Source organism: Vibrio sp. PID23_8, from assembly GCF_003584965.1.
Classification (GTDB): domain Bacteria; phylum Pseudomonadota; class Gammaproteobacteria; order Enterobacterales; family Vibrionaceae; genus Vibrio.
Genome location: NZ_LIXE01000007.1, coordinates 70,924 through 87,902, shown reverse-complemented (window position 1 = coordinate 87,902; position 16,979 = coordinate 70,924). Strand labels below are relative to the sequence as shown.

Here is a 16,979-nt window from a genome sequence, read left to right as displayed (position 1 = left end):
CATTACACCGCGTTGAACAGAGCTTGAGTCAGCTTGTCATTGGTCGAAATGGTTTTCGCGTTGGCTTGGTAGTTACGCTGCGCCGTCATTAACGCGACAAGTTCGCTAGTTAAGTCGACGTTAGAGCCTTCTAACGCACCCGGTGTTAAGTCACCCAATGTGCCCGTACCCGGAACACCCATGATTGGTGCGCCTGAGCTAAAGCTCTGTGTCCATGCCGTGCCGCTCACTTTCGATAGACCTTGCGTGTTAGCAAAATCGGCTAATACAACCTGACCTTGTAACTGAGACTGACCATTGGTGTAAGTCGCATAAACCATACCGTTGTCTTCCACTCGAACGCCCGCAAGCTCACCTGAAGTGTAACCGTTAGGGTTGTTAGTGCTCACGCCAAACGCAGCGCCAAACTGAGTGCTGCCGTTCAAGCTGATATCAATGCTCATTGCGTTTGCGCCCGCCGCAGGGAATGCAACGTTGAAAGAACCCGTTGGAGATGCCAGCGTGCCATCGGTATTGAATTGAACCGTTTGAGCCGTTGCTGGTATCGTTGGCGCACCGTCGACTTCCACATTCACTTGCCATTCGTTATCTGATGTCTTCGTGAAGTACTGAGTTACTGTGTGCGAGTTGCCAAGTGAGTCATAAACCTTGCTGGTGTAAGAAGAGTTGAATGAGTTTGGATCGGAAGAATCAAATGGGTAAATCGCTTGATCGACTGCCGTTGCGCTTGCATCAAAGTTCGCCACAAAGTCAAGGTTATCGGTTGCTTTAGCATTTAGTGAAGACGTAGAAACTTTAATATCACCAACAGAACCAGTTTGAAGGTTAGCATTGTTGTCTACGCTATAACCTTGCAACTTGGCACCATTATTTGCGGTTACGAAGTTGTTCTTGTCAGTACCAAACACACCTGCGCGAGTGTAAAGCATCTGACCCATGTGATCTTTCGTCACAAAGAAGCCGCTGCCGTTGATCGCCAAGTCCATTGCACGACCTGTGCCTGTCACCGAACCATTCTTATCGAAGTTCTGAGAAATCGACGCGACTTCTACGCCGCCCGGTTGCATGCCGTTGTAAACCGCTGCAAATTCTGTGCGACCACCTTTAAAGCCGTACGTTGATGCGTTGGCAATGTTGTGACTGATGGTATTTAACTCTGTGTTGGTCGCGTCCAGACCACTAAGTGCGATGTTAAAACTCATAAATAACCTCTGATTTCCTTATTTGGTTAAGCACCAAACTGAGTGATTTGATAGAAAGGAACGTTGCCAACGCCTTGGACATTGACCAGTGCTGCGCCACCTGAGCTAGGAATACGTACCTGCTCAACCGTGCCTGCCAGCAAAACATTTGGGCTCTTTTGCCCTTCTTGAACTTCCACCGCGACGGTGTATTTGCCCGGCTTCAAACCAAGTTCTTCTGGACTGATAGAGAACTCGACGTCACCCGCACCGTGTGCACCTAGTGGGACTTTGGTCGATTGACCGAATTCATCTTTGACGACCAATGCGACTTGGTTCGAGCCATGTTCTAGCTCAATTTTGCCACTTTGCAAGCCTTCACCAAGTTCAAACTCGTTTGATGATACATACACGGTTTGACCAACCAAGCCCGCCGTTGAAAGTACCTGCATGTTGTCGAGCAATACCATGCTGTTTTGCATGAGCATCGACATGTTTTCGGTACTTTGAACCTGAGAAAATTGCGCTAACTGGCTGACATACTCCGTGCCATCAAGCGGGTTAAGTGGGTCTTGGTTTTGAATCTGTGCCACCATTAGCGAAATAAACTCGTTTTGCAGTGACGTTGCGCTGTTCATATCCGACGGGTTCGCGGAAATGCCACCTGTGTCGCCACTAGCAGTGGTCGCGACTGGCGCATCAGAAGAAAGCGCGGTGTATTGTGCGAGACTCATTAATTACCCTGCCCTAGTCGAAGCAGACCTTGCTGCATGCTTTTCACATTCGTCAACACTTCCACGTTGGTTTCAAAACTGCGCGTTGCGGACATCATGTCTGCCATCTCTGAAACCACATCAATGTCTGGGTAGTACACATATCCTTCATCGTTCGCTAGCGGGTTGTTTGGCTCAAAGCGTTTTTCTGCCTGACCCGCATTCTGCACCACATCGACAATGCGCACTTCCGCATTCGGATAAACACCGTTTTCCGTCGCCAGCTGTGTTTTTTGATACACAGTTGCGAACACTGGCTTCAGTGCTTTGTAGGCATCATCCGGATTCGAAGACACTGCATCGGCGTTGGCCAGGTTACTGGCTACCGTGTTCAGACGAACGGTTTGCGCCGTCATCGCCGAGCCAGTGATCGAATAGATATCAGTAAATGACATGTTTAACGTCCCTCAATCACTTTCGCCAAGCCACTGAATTTCATGTTGAGAAACGTCAGGCTGGTTTGAAAGTCCATGTTGTTTTGCGTGAACTTGGCTTGTTCCACGCCCAGTTCTACAGTGTTGCCGTCTTTGCTGTTTTGGTAAGGCACCGAATATTGCGCCTCAACCTGAAGCTTCGGCACTGGTTTGTTCACACTGCCCGCTGACATTTGATTCATCACGGTGGTGAAACTTAGGTCCTTTGCCAAGTACCCAGGTGTATCAACATTTGCTAGGTTACTGGCGAGGACTTTGGTACGCTGAACGCGAAAATTGAGTGCCTCTGGATGTACACCTAACGCATTTTCGAATGTGATCGCCATGCATCTTTCCTTAAAGTCGGCTCGAATACATCGAATATTAAAACAAGATGTATGCCATAAAAATTATTCTTATATATCAATGAATTATGAACAGACAGGGAAGCGTCGCTTCCGGATTGCGGAAACCATTCAAAAGAAGGGGAAAGGTCGATTTCCCTCAATCATGCTGCTTTGCGGTTTGGCTCTGATTGCAAGCTCGTTGAATGCCATTGCTAATGAGAAAACCCTGACGGTAGATGAGCTCAAAGCCATCGTCAGCGAACAGTTTGAACAAGAAGTAGCGCAAGTCGCACAGTCCCGCCAATGGGGAAATTATCAACTGGACTATCAAATTTGGGTACCAGGTTCTGCCAATCATCTGCCCGTTTGTAATTCACCTTTGGCAATCACAGGACGAGATAATCGTCCGTTGCCTATTGGTAATTTAAAACGAGCTGTCAGTTGTGAAGATGTCAACTCTCAATGGCGAATCAATGTGACTATCAAATCTAAGGTGACACTTCCGGTTCTCGTTGCCACCACTGCGATTGGACGTAACGAATCCATCTCAACCTCAAACTTAAAAATTGAGTCGCGAACGATTTCTCGTCAAGACGACTTCTACACACAGACAAACCAAGCCATTGGGCTAGAAACCATTCGCCGTATTCGAGCAGGCCAAATGATTGATCCAACCAACCTCAGCGCTCCGCCACTTATTGAAAAAGGCAACGAAGTGATCATCATCGCTAGCAAAGATGGATTTAGTGCTAGCACCAAGGGCGTCGCCTTAGAAAACGGAAAGAGAGGACATCAGATTAAGGTTGAGAACATCGGTTCAGGTAAAGTCATTCGGGCGGTTGTGACAGGGGTGAATCAAGTCCATACTCAATTCTGATTTTGGACTCAAGGTAACATTTTCTCACTTTACTACTCGTCATCCAGTATCGATATCGAGTAAAAATTAAAGTTTAATGTTCATCAAAGCCTGGTCGCCTAATCGATTTAGAACATGATGATTAAGGACCACAACATGAAAATCGATAAAGTCACGGGCGGTCATGTCCCACAAACTAAATTTCAGCAAGCGAGCAAAAAGCCTGTCGAACCTATCGCACAGAGCAAAAACCGAGAGCCCGCATTTCAAGCAAATACCGCGGCTATAGACCGTGCTCAAGCAGAAATGCAATCACTGCCAGACATTGACATGACAAAGGTCGAACAGATCCGCAGCGCATTAGCACGTGGCGAGCTGAATCTCGACACCAAAGCGCTGTCGAAAGCAGTGATGCAATTCCACACTGGGCACGAATAACGCATCTCATTAGGAGTCAACCATGGCAACGGCGGCATCACAGCACATTCAGCAGTTTGTTCGCTCTATCGCAGAAGACGTCAAACTCTACCAACAACTATTGGGGCTGATTCAACAACAAAAAACATTGTATTTGCAATTCGATGGCGATTCGCTAAACGAAAACATTCTAAAGCAAATGCCAATTTTGAATCAGCTTGGTCGCTCTGCAAGTGAAAGAAGCCAGCTAATGCGAGCTCTTGGGTTGCCGTGTAATGAAGCCAGTGTGAACCGAATCTTCAATGCCTTGCCATCTAAAATTGGCACGCAAGCAAGAAAGCAATGGACACTGTTGGAATCCTTTGTGAAACAATGCCAACAGGACAATCAGAGTAATGGCCAAAGCTCTGCGGCGTTCCAAGAGTTAGTCAGTCAACTCAAGCAACCTGTGCAACATACTTATGAAGAGCGCTCTTTCTAAGCGATTTTCGCTCTGCCCGCAGACATTAATACCTTCCCGGTGTTCCTCTGTGGGCTTTCTTTTCGTTGCCTTATCTTTAGTGAGTCCCTCCTCATCCGCTCATGCAAAACCACACCGTGATGATATTCAACACCAATATCAAGTGCTCGTCCCTTATAAGTCGCAAATTGCCGAACGTCTTGATTCAGCCAGCTCATTGATAGACCACATTTTTAAACAATTAAAGCTGAAGTCGCTGCCAGCTAACTTGGTATTAGTGCCAATGTTGGAGTCTTCCTATAACCTAGATGCGGTTTCCCATGCAAATGCTGCCGGGCTTTGGCAATTAATTCCGGCGACCGCAATACGATTTGGATTACAGGTGTCATCAGACAATGACCAACGGTTTGACGCCGAAGCTAGCACTCAAGCTGCGCTAGCTTATTTAGCGTTCCTATATCAAAAATTTGGCCACGACATCACCCTAACGTTAGCGGCATACAATGCTGGAGAAGGTCGAGTTGCAAGAGCAATAAAACGAGCAGGAACCGACGATTTTAATCTGCTAACATTGCCAAAAGAGACGCAACAATACGTCCAACGTTTTTATGCGTTAGAGCAATTAGTTGATGTTAGTAAACTGCGCAGTGACTCTTTTCAGCCTTTATTATTATTTTCATCGCCATCGGTACATCACCCGCAACCACTTATTGACCTAGGCCGCCTGCCACCGCTGATCGATTTATGATGAATCAGCCAAAGTCAGAAGCATGTAAAATTACATTTCCTTGCGTCATGAATCCCTAAGTACTTGATCTCACTTCCAACACGCGTCGAAAAGTTCAATTAATCTATCTCAAAATTAAGAAATCCAATACGAGCGGTGAGAATCTAGCCAAAAAACTTGCAATATGTGTAGATATTGATCACAGGTCTTTACGAAAAAAATGAAAATCAATATTTTTTGCCTATTAATTATTTACACAGCAAATACAAAGCGGCTATTGTTATTGGCATAAACATATTGATACAAAATTAGAGTATCGAAATAGAACATAAGAATGACGCTTCGCTTGCGCGTCTGGAATAAGTCCGAGTTCCGGGGGAGGAACTCGGACTTTTTTATGACTGGCGTTGACTTTTTATCGGTGGGTTATTATCCCAATCATACTAAATAACTGTTCATTTACTTACTGTTATTGGTATTACAACAGTTCCTTCGCGATCAACTGTAGAAGGAAAGTTTCGCGATCAATGCTCATCCCTTTTTTCGGGCTCTCTGCCATGGTCTTTTCGTTGTGTGCAATCGCCTCGTGTACATTCATCCAGACTGGTCGCATACCATTCTTCACCTCATAGTCTTCGTAAGCGGTCTTACCCAGTTCACGATCTATTTTGCAGGTATAGCAATACGAAATCATATGCATCACGTCTGCATCTTCTTTATACCAAGGACGAAACTCTTCAAAAATACCAAATGGCTTAATGCTATGAATGTTCTTCGCCCCCGTTTCTTCTTCTAGCTCACGAACCAAGCCTGCGATGACATCTTCACCCGCATCGATACCACCGCCCGGCAAAGTGTAATCGTGGTAACGCTCTGTATAGAGTAGTAATACATCTTCACCGTCTAACACGATGGCTCGCGCAGCATTACGCTGAAAGATGATTTTATCATCCAGATGTTCAATATCTGGGTGCGTGGTCGATTTTAGATGTCTCATCGAGGTTTCCGCTATGAATATTTTGCACGCATACTACCGAATTTCATCGGCTTTCCCAAGTTTCAATTTGGATACGATTGAAGCCAAATTGTTTAAACAGCGAGCAATTTCTAAAATATCCTAACCGGATCATGCTTTTAACAAACAGAAGACAATCTTTTTCTTAAAGTCTCCTATAATCAACGCAATAGTCGCTCATCCCATGTGGAGATAAAGAATGAAAAAAACAAGTTTAATGACAGCAGTGTCTGCCACGATGGTTCTTGCAGGTTGTTCAACTTATGAAGGCGCAACTCGCTCTACAGAGTACACATCAATGTCAAACCCAGCGGCAGTATACTGCGTACAACAAGGCGGGGAACTTGAAACTGTAACGGAAAATGGTGAACGCATAACCTACTGTCTTCTATCTGAAAATGAACGCATTGAGCAGTGGGAGTACTATCGTAGCAACCACAAAGAAAGCAACCCATCGTAGCCTCACCCTCATTACGCTTTCGCAATCTTAGATTGTATTGAGTGCTGTACGTACTCACCGCGAGCTAAAGCGCTAGTTTCCGGATCGAGGCGTTGATTTAACGCTGTGAGGATCGGATGGAGCACCGTCAACGCTTGCTCTGCTGCTAGAACTGAATCATCAATGGCCGTCATCTCAATGGCCTTTTTCATTTCTGAGATTTGACGTAGAACCTCTTGTTCTAAAGGCAAAGCTTGGAGATTTTCTATCGCCTTGAGAGCAATGGCTAATGGTTTGGCTTGCACCTGAACTAAGTCTCGCTTAAACGCCTTGTTCTTCACTCCCTCCAAATACACACGATACGTTGTGAGTTCATCAGACAATAAAAACGCCTCAGCGTAAGTACCAACATGAGGATAGTGTGCGCTGATGTGGTGATTAATATCAATCGGAATATCTAACTCAATCCCCGCCTCTAAACTCCCCGTTTTGAGCACACGCAGTAAGCCTTGTTCATCCATCAAGGTTTGAATCTCTAAAATGCGCTCTAAGTGGTAATCATTGGACAACAACGAGACTTGAATCCGCTGGTCCTTCTTGCAAAGCCCGCTTCGCTGCAACGCTACCACTGAATTTTGCATATTCTGCACTGTATTAAGTGACTGGTTTTCTAGGATGATTTGGCTCTGAGGAAAAGGCATGAAATCAGAGGCTGTTAGCTGACGAAAGTAGGTGAGCATGGCATCGGCTTCAGAGACGGTTTGACCCCGTGTCACGCCACCACAAAAGACTAATGCCGTCGTTTCAACGCGCAAATCCGTTAACGCCTCAACTAATGCTTCTACTCGAGTTCGCCCCTCGAGAGTCAGCTCATCGTTCACTAACCGCTTACCAAGAACCAGGACCACCTTATCTAACGTCATTACCAAGTTCTCATTTCCCCAATTTGCACTGAATGATTTGTATACAAAAATTCACTTTGCCAATACCCCCTCCCGACATTAACATCTACTTAACAATGTTATTCTAAATGACCTTGCGAAAGGTCTACGGCTACAGGAAGTTCATTATGCTGTCGATTTTCGATATTTTTAAGGTTGGTGTAGGCCCATCCAGTTCACACACTAATGGTCCAATGCTTGCAGGTTACCATTTCACTCAACTACTGAGTGACTCTATGTCGAAAGTACACAAGGTGCAAGTTGACCTTTATGGTTCTTTGTCACTGACCGGAAAAGGCCATCATACTAACCGTGCCGTTGTACTTGGCTTGATGGGAAATCGTCCTGATACCATCAAAATGTCGAGCGCCAAAAATGCACTGCAACATACGATTGAACATGGCACTCTATCGGTCTCAGGCGTCCATGTGATCGCGTTCAACTATGCTCACGATATTGTCTTCCACAGCGATAATCTTCCCTTGCATGAGAACGGTATGATGATCACCGCATTTGATGCTGAAGGCGGACAAGTGGCGTTCGAAACTTACTACTCCATCGGCGGAGGCTTCATCGCTACCGCTGCAGAACTAGAACACGGCTGTAACGAAACGGAAGTGCAAGTCCCCTTCGCGTTCTCTTCTGCTGATGAAATGCTGGAAAAAGCTGAACAAAACGGTCTAAGCCTCGGTGGAATGATCCTTCAAAACGAACGCGCATTTCGTGAACAAGAAGACATTGACCAAAAAGCACAACAAATATGGAAAGTGATGTCACTTTGCATGCAACGAGGTTTCGATACCGAAGGAATTTTGGAAGGTGGGCTGAACGTCACTCGCCGAGCGCCAAATCTACTGAAGAAACTTGAAGCCAATGCGGCGATTGAAAATGATCCAATGGAGATCATGGATTGGATTAACTTGTTTGCTTTTGCTGTCAGTGAAGAGAATGCGGCAGGAGGACAAGTCGTGACCTCTCCAACCAATGGTGCTGCGGGTGTGATTCCCGCAGTACTGATGTACTACCATCGCTTCATCAAAGAACTCGACACTAAGCAACTTAAAGACTTTCTCGCTGTCGCTGGTGCGATTGGAATCTTATACAAAACGAATGCATCGATTTCGGGTGCAGAGGTTGGCTGTCAGGGTGAAGTTGGTGTCTCCTCTTCTATGGCCGCTGCGGGTTTAACGGCACTAAGAGGGGGCAGTAATGAACAAATCTGTATCGCCGCCGAAATCGCCATGGAACACTCATTGGGTATGACTTGTGACCCCATTGGGGGATTGGTTCAAGTGCCATGTATTGAACGAAACGCGATGGGGGCAATTAAAGCCATCAACGCCTCTCGCATGGCCTTAAAGCGCACCAGTAAATGCCTTATATCATTAGATAAAGTTATCGAAACTATGTATCAAACCGGTAAAGACATGAACAAGAAATACCGTGAGACCTCATTAGGCGGATTAGCGATGATTCATATGGCACCGCCTTGTGAATAACCTGCGCTTAGCGCCTTCAAACTCATGAAGATCTTCCATGATTGGCGGAGAACGTTCCGCCAACCGCTTCAACTGGATGTAACCTTCCGATAGCCAGTGACAGACGCTGGCTCAGAACCGAGCTTTTCGTTCAAGCCTGTCGCAACATCGTTTGTATCCATACCATTGCTAACATCATCAAACATGTCTTCGAAACGTTGCACTTCTTCACCTAAAGAGCCAGTTGGTGCGAGCTGTTTCTCATCACCGGCCATCACATAAACGGTACCAACTCTAGCAAATAGATGCGTCGAATCGCTCACAGGTAGCACAGCCCGCAAAAAGCGGACTGTGAATGTATGTGGTCAAATTTCGTCCGAAACGGCAAGCGTTGCCGTTAAGACATCCTGACCAAACAACACACTTCGCTCCGGCGACCAGCCATAAAGCGGATCTGGGTAGTTGTTATTATCTTTAAATGGCATTTCAATCGTATAAGACAAGCACTTAAATTGCTCCGCAACCCAATTAGAGCCTACCGTTAAATTAGCTTTACCTGGCTCGTCTTTGTCATAACCAATTTTATCTTGGAATTCTGGCGTAATGGTTAAAAGCGCCTGCTTAAACATCGCCTCTAACTTAGCAAGGTTCTCATCGTAGGATGGAATCCCCTCAGAGCCGGCAACAAAGTTGTATGGAATCGCTTCATCACCATGAATGTCCAAGAACATATCCACCCCTGTTGCTAACATTCGCTCACGTACTAGGAATACTTCCGGGCTTTTTTCCATAGATGGGGTTTGCCATTCACGGTTTAAATTCACACCGACTGCATTAGTGCGCAAGTGACCACGAATACCGCCGTCTGGGTTCATATTTGGAACAACATACAACACTGCTTTTTCTAATAGCGCACGCGCAACGGCATCATTTTCATCAAGAAGGCGTTGAATCATCCCTTCCATAAACCATTCAGCCATGGTTTCACCCGGGTGCTGACGGGCGATCATCCAAATTTTCTTTTTGCCCTCTTCTGGCTCACCAAAAGTCAATAAACTCATGTCGTTGCCATCGATGGTGTGGCCTAACGTTTCTAACTGACAATGGTGAGCAGTTTGCGCCATGTGTAACAGGTCTAGGTGTCGATCGTACGTATAAGGTGCGAAGTAAGCAAAGTAGATAGAACGATGCTCAGGAATCACAGTAAAGGTCAGGGTATCCCCATCAAATTCAGTGGGAATACGGAACCATTCCTCACGGTCGTAAGACGCCACCACATCATAACCTTGCCAGCCCTCCGGGTAGGCTGATTTTGCCAAATCCAATAATTTAATCGTGTGCGATTGCTCGGCTTCTGTCTCTAGACGAAAGTGAAACCATTGGTAGAATTCTGACATGTTGTCATTCGGTATTTTTAGTCGGATGTTATTTTTGTCATCCGCGTTCACTACGTGAATACTGCCACTATCAAAATTGCTGAATACTTTCATTATCTTTACTCACCTTTTGCATCTGAGTTTTAAACACTGAGGCTATCATAAAGGTAAAGTGCCCCCTATCACTTTCATCCTTTGATCTTGTATTTAAAGCCAAAACAATCAGTGTAGCCAAACTTTCCCAACTCGGTACTTAACACTTTATCGGTCATCTAATTTTCAGCTCCATAAGAAAAAATATGAGCTAAGATTACCAAAGTATCTATTCAATCATAAGGATAACTAACGATGCTTGTCACATTTAGCTGTAAATCCTATTCAAACGTCATCATGTTCCACGATATAGCTTTACATATGCTTAAAATGATGGGGCATAGTACCGAGATCCCAGGTGCGATCCTCGCCGATGACGTGCCAGCGGCACTCAATAATTTAAAAATCGCGCTCGATAATGAAAGTGATTTGCCAGAAATAAAAAGCCTTTCAGATGACGAAGATATGACAGAGCATGCTGTTAGCTTAAAAAATAGGGCGCTTCCATTAATTGAACTTCTTACTGCAGCGTCACGAGAAAAAAATAACGTAATGTGGGATAATTAATAGCAAAGCGTAATAACCACCAACTCGTAAGTTCCTCGTAGAAAATAAATATAATGGGGGGAACCCCCATTATTCAATATCAATAAGTCGCTACTTAAAAAATAAATTTATAATAAAACCTAACGACACCTAAGTTCACGAATAGGATATTCATATTTAACTTTTAATACTGATTGATAGACTTTTTCGCCATAATACTGAGGAAACTCATCCACCGTTACTTTCGTATTAGTAATAGAAAATGATTTTCGGTCAACATTACCATAACTATTGACAAACTCTTTCCGACGTGGACTTGAAGCCATTCTCTGTTAGTCTTTAATCATATCAAATCCTATCTCGTATGCTGCTTGTTTTCTATCAACAACATCCCCACTTATGGTCTCAGTATTACCCGCCCAAAAGAAACCACCTACGTGCCCGGTGCCACTGTCAAGGTGACAAGGCTTGCTAGAGTGATTATACGTTTCATAATGTGCTCTTTACTTACATTAAACTTCGAGCTTATAAATACTCGAACAATAGAGAGCATTAATAAAGACCAGAAATGACTTCGGAACATTAAAAAATTTGATTAGTCATTATTTAATAGATATATTTGGCTATAAATATATCCAATACAAATTTTAGACTAAATCGATAGTTAGCTGATAGCTATTGCCTCTATCCTAACAAGTGTTTTCATTAGCCAGTTTAAAGTTAAGTTAAAATGGTTCCTCTATATATCAATAGTTGCAAGACACCAAACTCATAATAAAAATAAACGCCCCAACAGATCCTATACCCAAGTGACGTCAAGAGGTAGCATTCAGAGCGTGGTCACTGATTCAAGTTCAAGGGAAACAGCACAGAGTAATAGTTGGCTCTTCCAAGTTGCTTGACGATATTGTTTATTTAACAAAGAAAGTGCTTCAGTGACACGCTCCCAAACGGTAAATGCGCTACTATTGAGTAAACGCTGTAACAGACTCAATACTGATGGCATCATGTCGCCAATATTCGATATCACAGCTTATCTGCTCACCATGTTGATTGTAATTGATGCGTTCAATTACCATCGCAGGAGTGCCAGAGGTGGCGCGAAGTGCTTGAGCCATTTCCCCCATTAACGTACTCGTAGAAATCCGATAACGAGTGCTTTGATACACGACACTAAAGTGTTCACGGCAAATATCTGTTAACGAGCCAGTGAGTTCGAAATCCAATAGGTTTGGAAAAATATCTGGACGAACGTAATTCGTCACGTATACCACTGGTCGCTCATCCAGATAACGTACGCGATCAATACGATAGACATCAGAAAACGGTTGCAAGTCCAATAAGCGTGTCGCTTGCTTATTCGCTAACGTAGTTTTCGCCGCGACTAATTGTGTTTTTGGTATGCGGTTTTGTGCCTTAGCCATAGCCTGAAAGTTGAGCGTTTGTGTTAGATCGTAACGCAATGGCTCTGGCGCGATAAACCAACCTCGGCGATCTTCACGATAGATCCGGCCTTCGACTTCCAGTAACGACAATGCTTCACGTAAAGTGACACGTGTAGTGTTGAAGGACTCGGCTAATTTTCGCTCCGCAGGTAACTTTTGTCGAGGGGAGAGCGTGCCCGCTTCTATCTGTTCAACAATTGAATCTTTAATTTTTACGTACTGCACGAGGAGTCCTTCTCTGTTGCGACAATATCATATGTCTCACTAGCGTTACCGTTTCTACACCCTTTTGACTGGTAATTTCAATCAATATCTACGTTAGAGTTCTGCCAAGCATACCTAACTAGAAGAATACTACCGCAGAAATCGCCATCTATGCATCACCAAATAGGTGCATGACAGCACCCCACTTCACACTGGGGCGTTTTTTGTTTTAGGGTACGGAAAACAGGCGACCATCTAAACTAGCGTATACACTTATTTTTACGAGATTAGAGCAAGTTGAGGTAGAGTTTGAAGATACGGTTAAACAGTGGATTATATAAGATTTATGTGGGGTTCTTCGCCTTTGTATTCTTGGTCACATCTGCGTTCGTTACTGCCCAAAATTTACCAAAAACTGATTTTTTGAAAAGTGAAATCACACGACTCAATAATGAATCTCCCAAAGACAAAACCAAGATCGCACAATACGAAACCCTTTTGAAAGAAATCAATGAATTTGCGACACAGCAGTCATTAACCAAAAACTATCAAAATGTTATCCATCAATTCCCAACGCAAGAAAAACAACTTCAAGAGCAAATCGCTCAAGCAAACTCATTAGACATATTTAACACAACGGAAACGACAAATTACAATGATCTCTCACAGTCAATTTCATCGCTTCAAGCCGCCATCAATCAATGGCAGATTACGTTGCGCTCCAATGCACAAAACCTAACACAACTTACCGAAGATCGAAAAACACTGCCCGTTTCGCTCGCCAAACTCAATCAAGAGATAGACAAAGCAACTTTTGCCAAAACAGATAAAGATACCATCATCAAATCTTCATCACATTCTCAAGTCGACCAATGGCTTACAGCGACACGTTTACAAGGATTGAAGTTAAAACAAGAAGCCACATCTATGGCTTTACAAAGCTTGGATGAACGCTTTGAATTACTTCAACTCGAACAGAAACTGCTCGAAAAAAAACTAGAATTAGCTTCACCCGTTTTAGAAAAGCTGCAAAATAATCTGACAAAATTGGAGCAAGCCTCGGTTAAAGTATTAATCGCTGAAGCAAAAGCAAGCGCAGAGAGGATCGTCGGTCCATCAAAAAAAATACAACAAGATATTGATCAATTACGTCAGCATGCAGACGAGCTGGAAAGTGTATTAGTTGATATCGATGACACTCGAGTGTCCACCCAACAATACCAATTGAAGCTACACAACTTATCCGAAGAGCAAAGCTTGGTGAGAGAAAACCTAGCTTGGTTAAAAAACAGCCCTGCCTTTGGCACCTCTCTTCGCGTTCAATTAGAAAGGCTCCCCAAAAAGGTGGAAGACAGGGTGATCCCTGATAAGATCGCACATGCTCATATTCGAAAATATGAACTCACCCAGTTATTAGACAAAGAAAGTAGTGTGCCTACACAAGAGAACGATGATACGTCTTTAAAACCGACAGAACGTATAAATAATCTTTCTAAACAAATACTTGAAAAGCTTATTGACGACTATGAGAAATTGATTATTGCACTAAGCAAACTGCAGGTAAGTATTAATCAATACGCATTAGAGGTTAAAAATGCGCGTAATTTCCTGAAAGAGCAACAACTCTGGGCACGAAGCAATCCACCTTTGTGGCAAAACATGGCTCATTTTGACCCTAAGGTGTGGTTTGGAACTTCACATCCTATTTCATCCATGTCGAAACGCTTAAATCATTCTTCATTACTGTTTGTAAGCATACTTATGCCTACTTACACCTTAATTCTGTTTTATCTCCGTCGTAAGTCCGATGCTTACTCCATAAGTTTGAGTGCTCAATATAAAAAAGTATACGGTCACCCTGTAAAGGACCGATTTCAAAACAGTGTATCCCTATTACTATTGGTGATATGCCGTGCTTTCATTCTACCAATATGGTTTGCCTGTACTGCCATGATGTTATATTGGGTCTGGCCTTCTCCGAATTTTAACGACTCAAAAATACTAATCATGGCAAGCGCCTTTGCTCTGTTTGCCTTAGAGCTCATTCATGGGATGAGCGAAAAAAATGGGTTGTTAGAGGTTCATCTCAAGTGGCCAAGTCAGGTCTGTACTTTTCTTAATGTTAAGAGTAACCAACTCTGCATACCTATCACTGCCTTTTTACTCATCATCACTTTCGCCGAAGTTGTCGCAAACAATGAACAAGCCGAAGTTTCAAGGCTATTATTTTTAATTTTGATAACAATAATGACCTTCGTTTATTTTGGGTTACTTAAGTCTGATCGGATTTCGTTGGTACTTCCTGCTCCACTTCATCAAGGGGTGGGGTTCTTCTTACTGAAGGGCATTATTTTGGGTTCATTTATTGCCATCATCATATTGAGTGTGATGGGGCTTTCTGTTGCATCTCGGATGTTCCTGGTCTATCAACAGATGACCATTTTCTTGCTGCTAGGTGGGTTATTTATCTATCAGCTAGGAGAACGTTGGCTTAAACTTGAATATCGGCAACTAAATTATCAACGTTTACTCGCACGACGTGAAGAGTTAGTTGCACACCTGCAAGAACAAGAGGAAGAGTCCAAGGAAATAGCTCGGCTAAAAGAAAACTTACCAGACGTTGACGCTCAGGGCTTGGATAGCGAAGAAATAAATGAACAATCGACCACACTATTGAAAGGATTGTCTTTAATCGTTTTAGTCATCGCGCTGCTTACACTCTGGTCTAGTGCTTTAGAAATGACCCGTTGGCTCGATAAAGTTATCGTATGGCAAGTCAGCGAAGTGATCAGCGGCAGTTCAACATTGGTTGACGTGACACTTCAATCGCTCATTTTAGCCGTTATCACACTCATAGTGACCTTCGTTGCTATCCGCAACTTACCTGGTATTTTGGAATTGTTAGTGTTGCGAAAGTTAGAGCTTGGTCCTGGTACGGGATACGCGATAACGACCCTACTACGCTATTTAATTTTAATGGTTGGTGTCATGTTCGCGTTTTCTACTCTCGGTTTTCAATGGTCAAGATTGCAGTGGCTGGTCGCGGCCTTTGGTGTCGGCCTCGGTTTTGGCTTGCAAGAGATTTTCGCTAACTTTATTTCTGGTTTGATTTTATTATTTGAGCGTCCAATCCGCATTGGGGACATCGTAACTATTAATGATCTCTCCGGTACGGTTAGTAAAATCCAGACACGAGCAACGACCATTATTGATTGGGACAATAAAGAAATCGTCGTACCCAACAAAACGTTTATTACTGAAAAACTGATAAACTGGTCACTCAGTGATTCCATTACACGAATTGTGATACCGATTGGCGTGGCATACGGCTCCGACATCGAAAAAGTAGAGCAGCTGCTCTATGATGTCGCCAAAGAGCATTCTATTGTGCTTGACGACCCCGAACCTTCAGTATTTTTCTTATCCTTTGGAGCAAGCAGTTTGGACTTTGAATTACGTGTGTATATAAACTCAATTGATCATCGCTTGCCAACCTTGCATATCATTAACTCAAAAATTGACAAACTGTTTAAACAACATGGTATCGAAATTTCTTTCCCGCAGATGGATGTTCACGTACGTGACTGGCCAAGTAATGGAGATCGACCTCAAGCAAACCCTTAACCGGCAAAACTACACCATCCCCTTAAGCTTAGCCAAACCGTAAGCTGCGACGGTAACGCAATCCTTGATTTCAGCGTCGATCATCATCTGTTCGAACGTCGCTATAGAAAAAGCACGAGTGATGAGATCCTCTTCTTCTGCATCAAGGTGGTTACCGACTTCACACAAGTCACTGGCAACATAGACATGACAGGTCTGATTCAAAAATCCATACGCGATAAACTGAGGACCAACATACTCCATCGTCCCCGCTTGTAGCCCTGTCTCTTCGCGCAGCTCGCCTTTCGCTAATTCTAAATGGTTAGCATCTGGGTTTGACTCCCATGCACCTTGAGGAATTTCCCAGCAACGTTGACCAATGGTGTAACGATATTGCTGAACTAAGTGGATCTCCCCATAGTCGATTGCCAGAATCGCGACGCAGTCTGGTTTATCCACCACCCCATAAATCCCTTCGGCTCCGCTCGGGCGTAAAATTTTATCTTCTCGCACTGTCATCCACTTATTTTGATACACCACTTTACTATCGAGCTGTTTAATGTCTGCCATGATGATTCCTTCCCATAATGAAACTCCATTCTAACGCGGTTTGCGCCGGCATTTATAGACGGCCTACTGTCTTTCATTTGAGCACATGGCGCAAA

Annotated in this window: 18 protein-coding genes; 8 read left to right on the top strand and 10 right to left on the bottom strand. The window is 43.9% G+C overall.

Going from position 1 to position 16,979, the window contains the following annotated elements; translation table 11 throughout:
- Nucleotides 1-2 precede the first annotated feature (2 nt).
- The 4 genes from flgE to flgB are packed head-to-tail and all read right to left on the bottom strand — an operon-like array spanning nucleotide 3 to nucleotide 2,714.
- Nucleotides 3-1,202, bottom strand: a complete 1,200-nt coding sequence (gene flgE / locus AK966_RS13105) for a flagellar hook protein FlgE (RefSeq protein ID WP_099078267.1) — start codon at nucleotides 1,200-1,202, stop codon at nucleotides 3-5.
- Between the two features lie 26 nt (nucleotides 1,203-1,228).
- Nucleotides 1,229-1,915 (bottom strand): flagellar hook assembly protein FlgD, encoded by a 687-nt coding sequence (gene flgD / locus AK966_RS13100; RefSeq protein WP_099078268.1) that lies wholly within the window; start codon nucleotides 1,913-1,915, stop codon nucleotides 1,229-1,231.
- Nucleotides 1,915-2,349: a flagellar basal body rod protein FlgC gene (gene flgC / locus AK966_RS13095; protein ID WP_099078269.1), complete on the bottom strand. Its 435-nt coding sequence runs from the start codon at nucleotides 2,347-2,349 to the stop codon at nucleotides 1,915-1,917. The genes flgD and flgC overlap by 1 nt, the downstream gene beginning before the upstream one ends.
- Nucleotides 2,350-2,351: 2 nt before the next feature.
- Nucleotides 2,352-2,714, bottom strand: a complete 363-nt coding sequence (flgB, locus tag AK966_RS13090) for a flagellar basal body rod protein FlgB (protein ID WP_099078270.1) — start codon at nucleotides 2,712-2,714, stop codon at nucleotides 2,352-2,354.
- 79 nt (nucleotides 2,715-2,793) lie between these two features.
- Between flgB and flgA the strand changes: the two genes are divergently transcribed.
- From flgA to AK966_RS13070, 4 genes are all read left to right on the top strand, one after another.
- Nucleotides 2,794-3,591, top strand: a complete 798-nt coding sequence (flgA, locus tag AK966_RS13085; RefSeq protein WP_119464309.1) for a flagellar basal body P-ring formation chaperone FlgA — start codon at nucleotides 2,794-2,796, stop codon at nucleotides 3,589-3,591.
- Nucleotides 3,592-3,726: 135 nt separating this feature from the next.
- On the top strand, nucleotides 3,727-4,008 hold the full coding sequence (gene flgM / locus AK966_RS13080; RefSeq protein WP_119464308.1) for a flagellar biosynthesis anti-sigma factor FlgM: 282 nt from the start codon (nucleotides 3,727-3,729) through the stop codon (nucleotides 4,006-4,008).
- 22 nt (nucleotides 4,009-4,030) lie between these two features.
- On the top strand, nucleotides 4,031-4,468 hold the full coding sequence (gene flgN, locus AK966_RS13075; protein WP_099078273.1) for a flagellar export chaperone FlgN: 438 nt from the start codon (nucleotides 4,031-4,033) through the stop codon (nucleotides 4,466-4,468).
- The gene (locus tag AK966_RS13070; protein WP_119464307.1) at nucleotides 4,449-5,195 is read left to right on the top strand and encodes a lytic transglycosylase domain-containing protein; all 747 of its coding nucleotides are present in this window, start codon (nucleotides 4,449-4,451) and stop codon (nucleotides 5,193-5,195) included. Before flgN ends, AK966_RS13070 begins: the two co-directional genes overlap by 20 nt.
- Before the next feature lie 457 nt (nucleotides 5,196-5,652).
- On the opposite strand, the gene AK966_RS13065 is transcribed toward AK966_RS13070, so the two are convergent.
- Nucleotides 5,653-6,171, bottom strand: coding sequence for an NUDIX hydrolase (locus AK966_RS13065; protein ID WP_099078275.1), 519 nt, complete (start codon nucleotides 6,169-6,171; stop codon nucleotides 5,653-5,655).
- A gap of 217 nt (nucleotides 6,172-6,388) precedes the next feature.
- Here AK966_RS13065 and AK966_RS13060 point away from each other — a divergent pair, with 217 nt between their 5' ends.
- A complete protein-coding gene (locus AK966_RS13060; RefSeq protein WP_119464306.1) occupies nucleotides 6,389-6,649 on the top strand; it encodes a DUF333 domain-containing protein in 261 nt (86 codons plus the stop codon).
- An 11-nt stretch (nucleotides 6,650-6,660) separates the two neighbouring features.
- Here AK966_RS13060 and AK966_RS13055 read toward each other — a convergent pair whose 3' ends face one another.
- Nucleotides 6,661-7,551, bottom strand: coding sequence for a YdcF family protein (locus tag AK966_RS13055; protein ID WP_099078277.1), 891 nt, complete (start codon nucleotides 7,549-7,551; stop codon nucleotides 6,661-6,663).
- A gap of 146 nt (nucleotides 7,552-7,697) precedes the next feature.
- Here AK966_RS13055 and AK966_RS13050 point away from each other — a divergent pair, with 146 nt between their 5' ends.
- On the top strand, nucleotides 7,698-9,068 hold the full coding sequence (locus AK966_RS13050) for an L-serine ammonia-lyase (protein ID WP_119464305.1): 1,371 nt from the start codon (nucleotides 7,698-7,700) through the stop codon (nucleotides 9,066-9,068).
- A 68-nt stretch (nucleotides 9,069-9,136) separates the two neighbouring features.
- Here AK966_RS13050 and AK966_RS13045 read toward each other — a convergent pair whose 3' ends face one another.
- Both AK966_RS13045 and AK966_RS13040 read right to left on the bottom strand, forming a co-directional pair.
- Nucleotides 9,137-9,370, bottom strand: coding sequence for a hypothetical protein (locus AK966_RS13045; protein WP_143699929.1), 234 nt, complete (start codon nucleotides 9,368-9,370; stop codon nucleotides 9,137-9,139).
- 42 nt (nucleotides 9,371-9,412) lie between these two features.
- Nucleotides 9,413-10,537: a M14-type cytosolic carboxypeptidase gene (locus AK966_RS13040; protein ID WP_099078280.1), complete on the bottom strand. Its 1,125-nt coding sequence runs from the start codon at nucleotides 10,535-10,537 to the stop codon at nucleotides 9,413-9,415.
- Nucleotides 10,538-10,771: 234 nt separating this feature from the next.
- Here AK966_RS13040 and AK966_RS13035 point away from each other — a divergent pair, with 234 nt between their 5' ends.
- A complete protein-coding gene (locus AK966_RS13035; RefSeq protein WP_099078281.1) occupies nucleotides 10,772-11,083 on the top strand; it encodes a DUF1840 domain-containing protein in 312 nt (103 codons plus the stop codon).
- Between the two features lie 944 nt (nucleotides 11,084-12,027).
- On the opposite strand, the gene phnR is transcribed toward AK966_RS13035, so the two are convergent.
- Nucleotides 12,028-12,732: a phosphonate utilization transcriptional regulator PhnR gene (phnR, locus tag AK966_RS13025; protein ID WP_119464304.1), complete on the bottom strand. Its 705-nt coding sequence runs from the start codon at nucleotides 12,730-12,732 to the stop codon at nucleotides 12,028-12,030.
- Nucleotides 12,733-13,059: 327 nt separating this feature from the next.
- Between phnR and AK966_RS13020 the strand changes: the two genes are divergently transcribed.
- On the top strand, nucleotides 13,060-16,335 hold the full coding sequence (locus tag AK966_RS13020; protein WP_253252655.1) for a mechanosensitive ion channel domain-containing protein: 3,276 nt from the start codon (nucleotides 13,060-13,062) through the stop codon (nucleotides 16,333-16,335).
- A gap of 9 nt (nucleotides 16,336-16,344) precedes the next feature.
- On the opposite strand, the gene AK966_RS13015 is transcribed toward AK966_RS13020, so the two are convergent.
- Nucleotides 16,345-16,884 (bottom strand): NUDIX hydrolase, encoded by a 540-nt coding sequence (locus AK966_RS13015; protein ID WP_099078283.1) that lies wholly within the window; start codon nucleotides 16,882-16,884, stop codon nucleotides 16,345-16,347.
- Nucleotides 16,885-16,979: the final 95 nt, after the last annotated feature.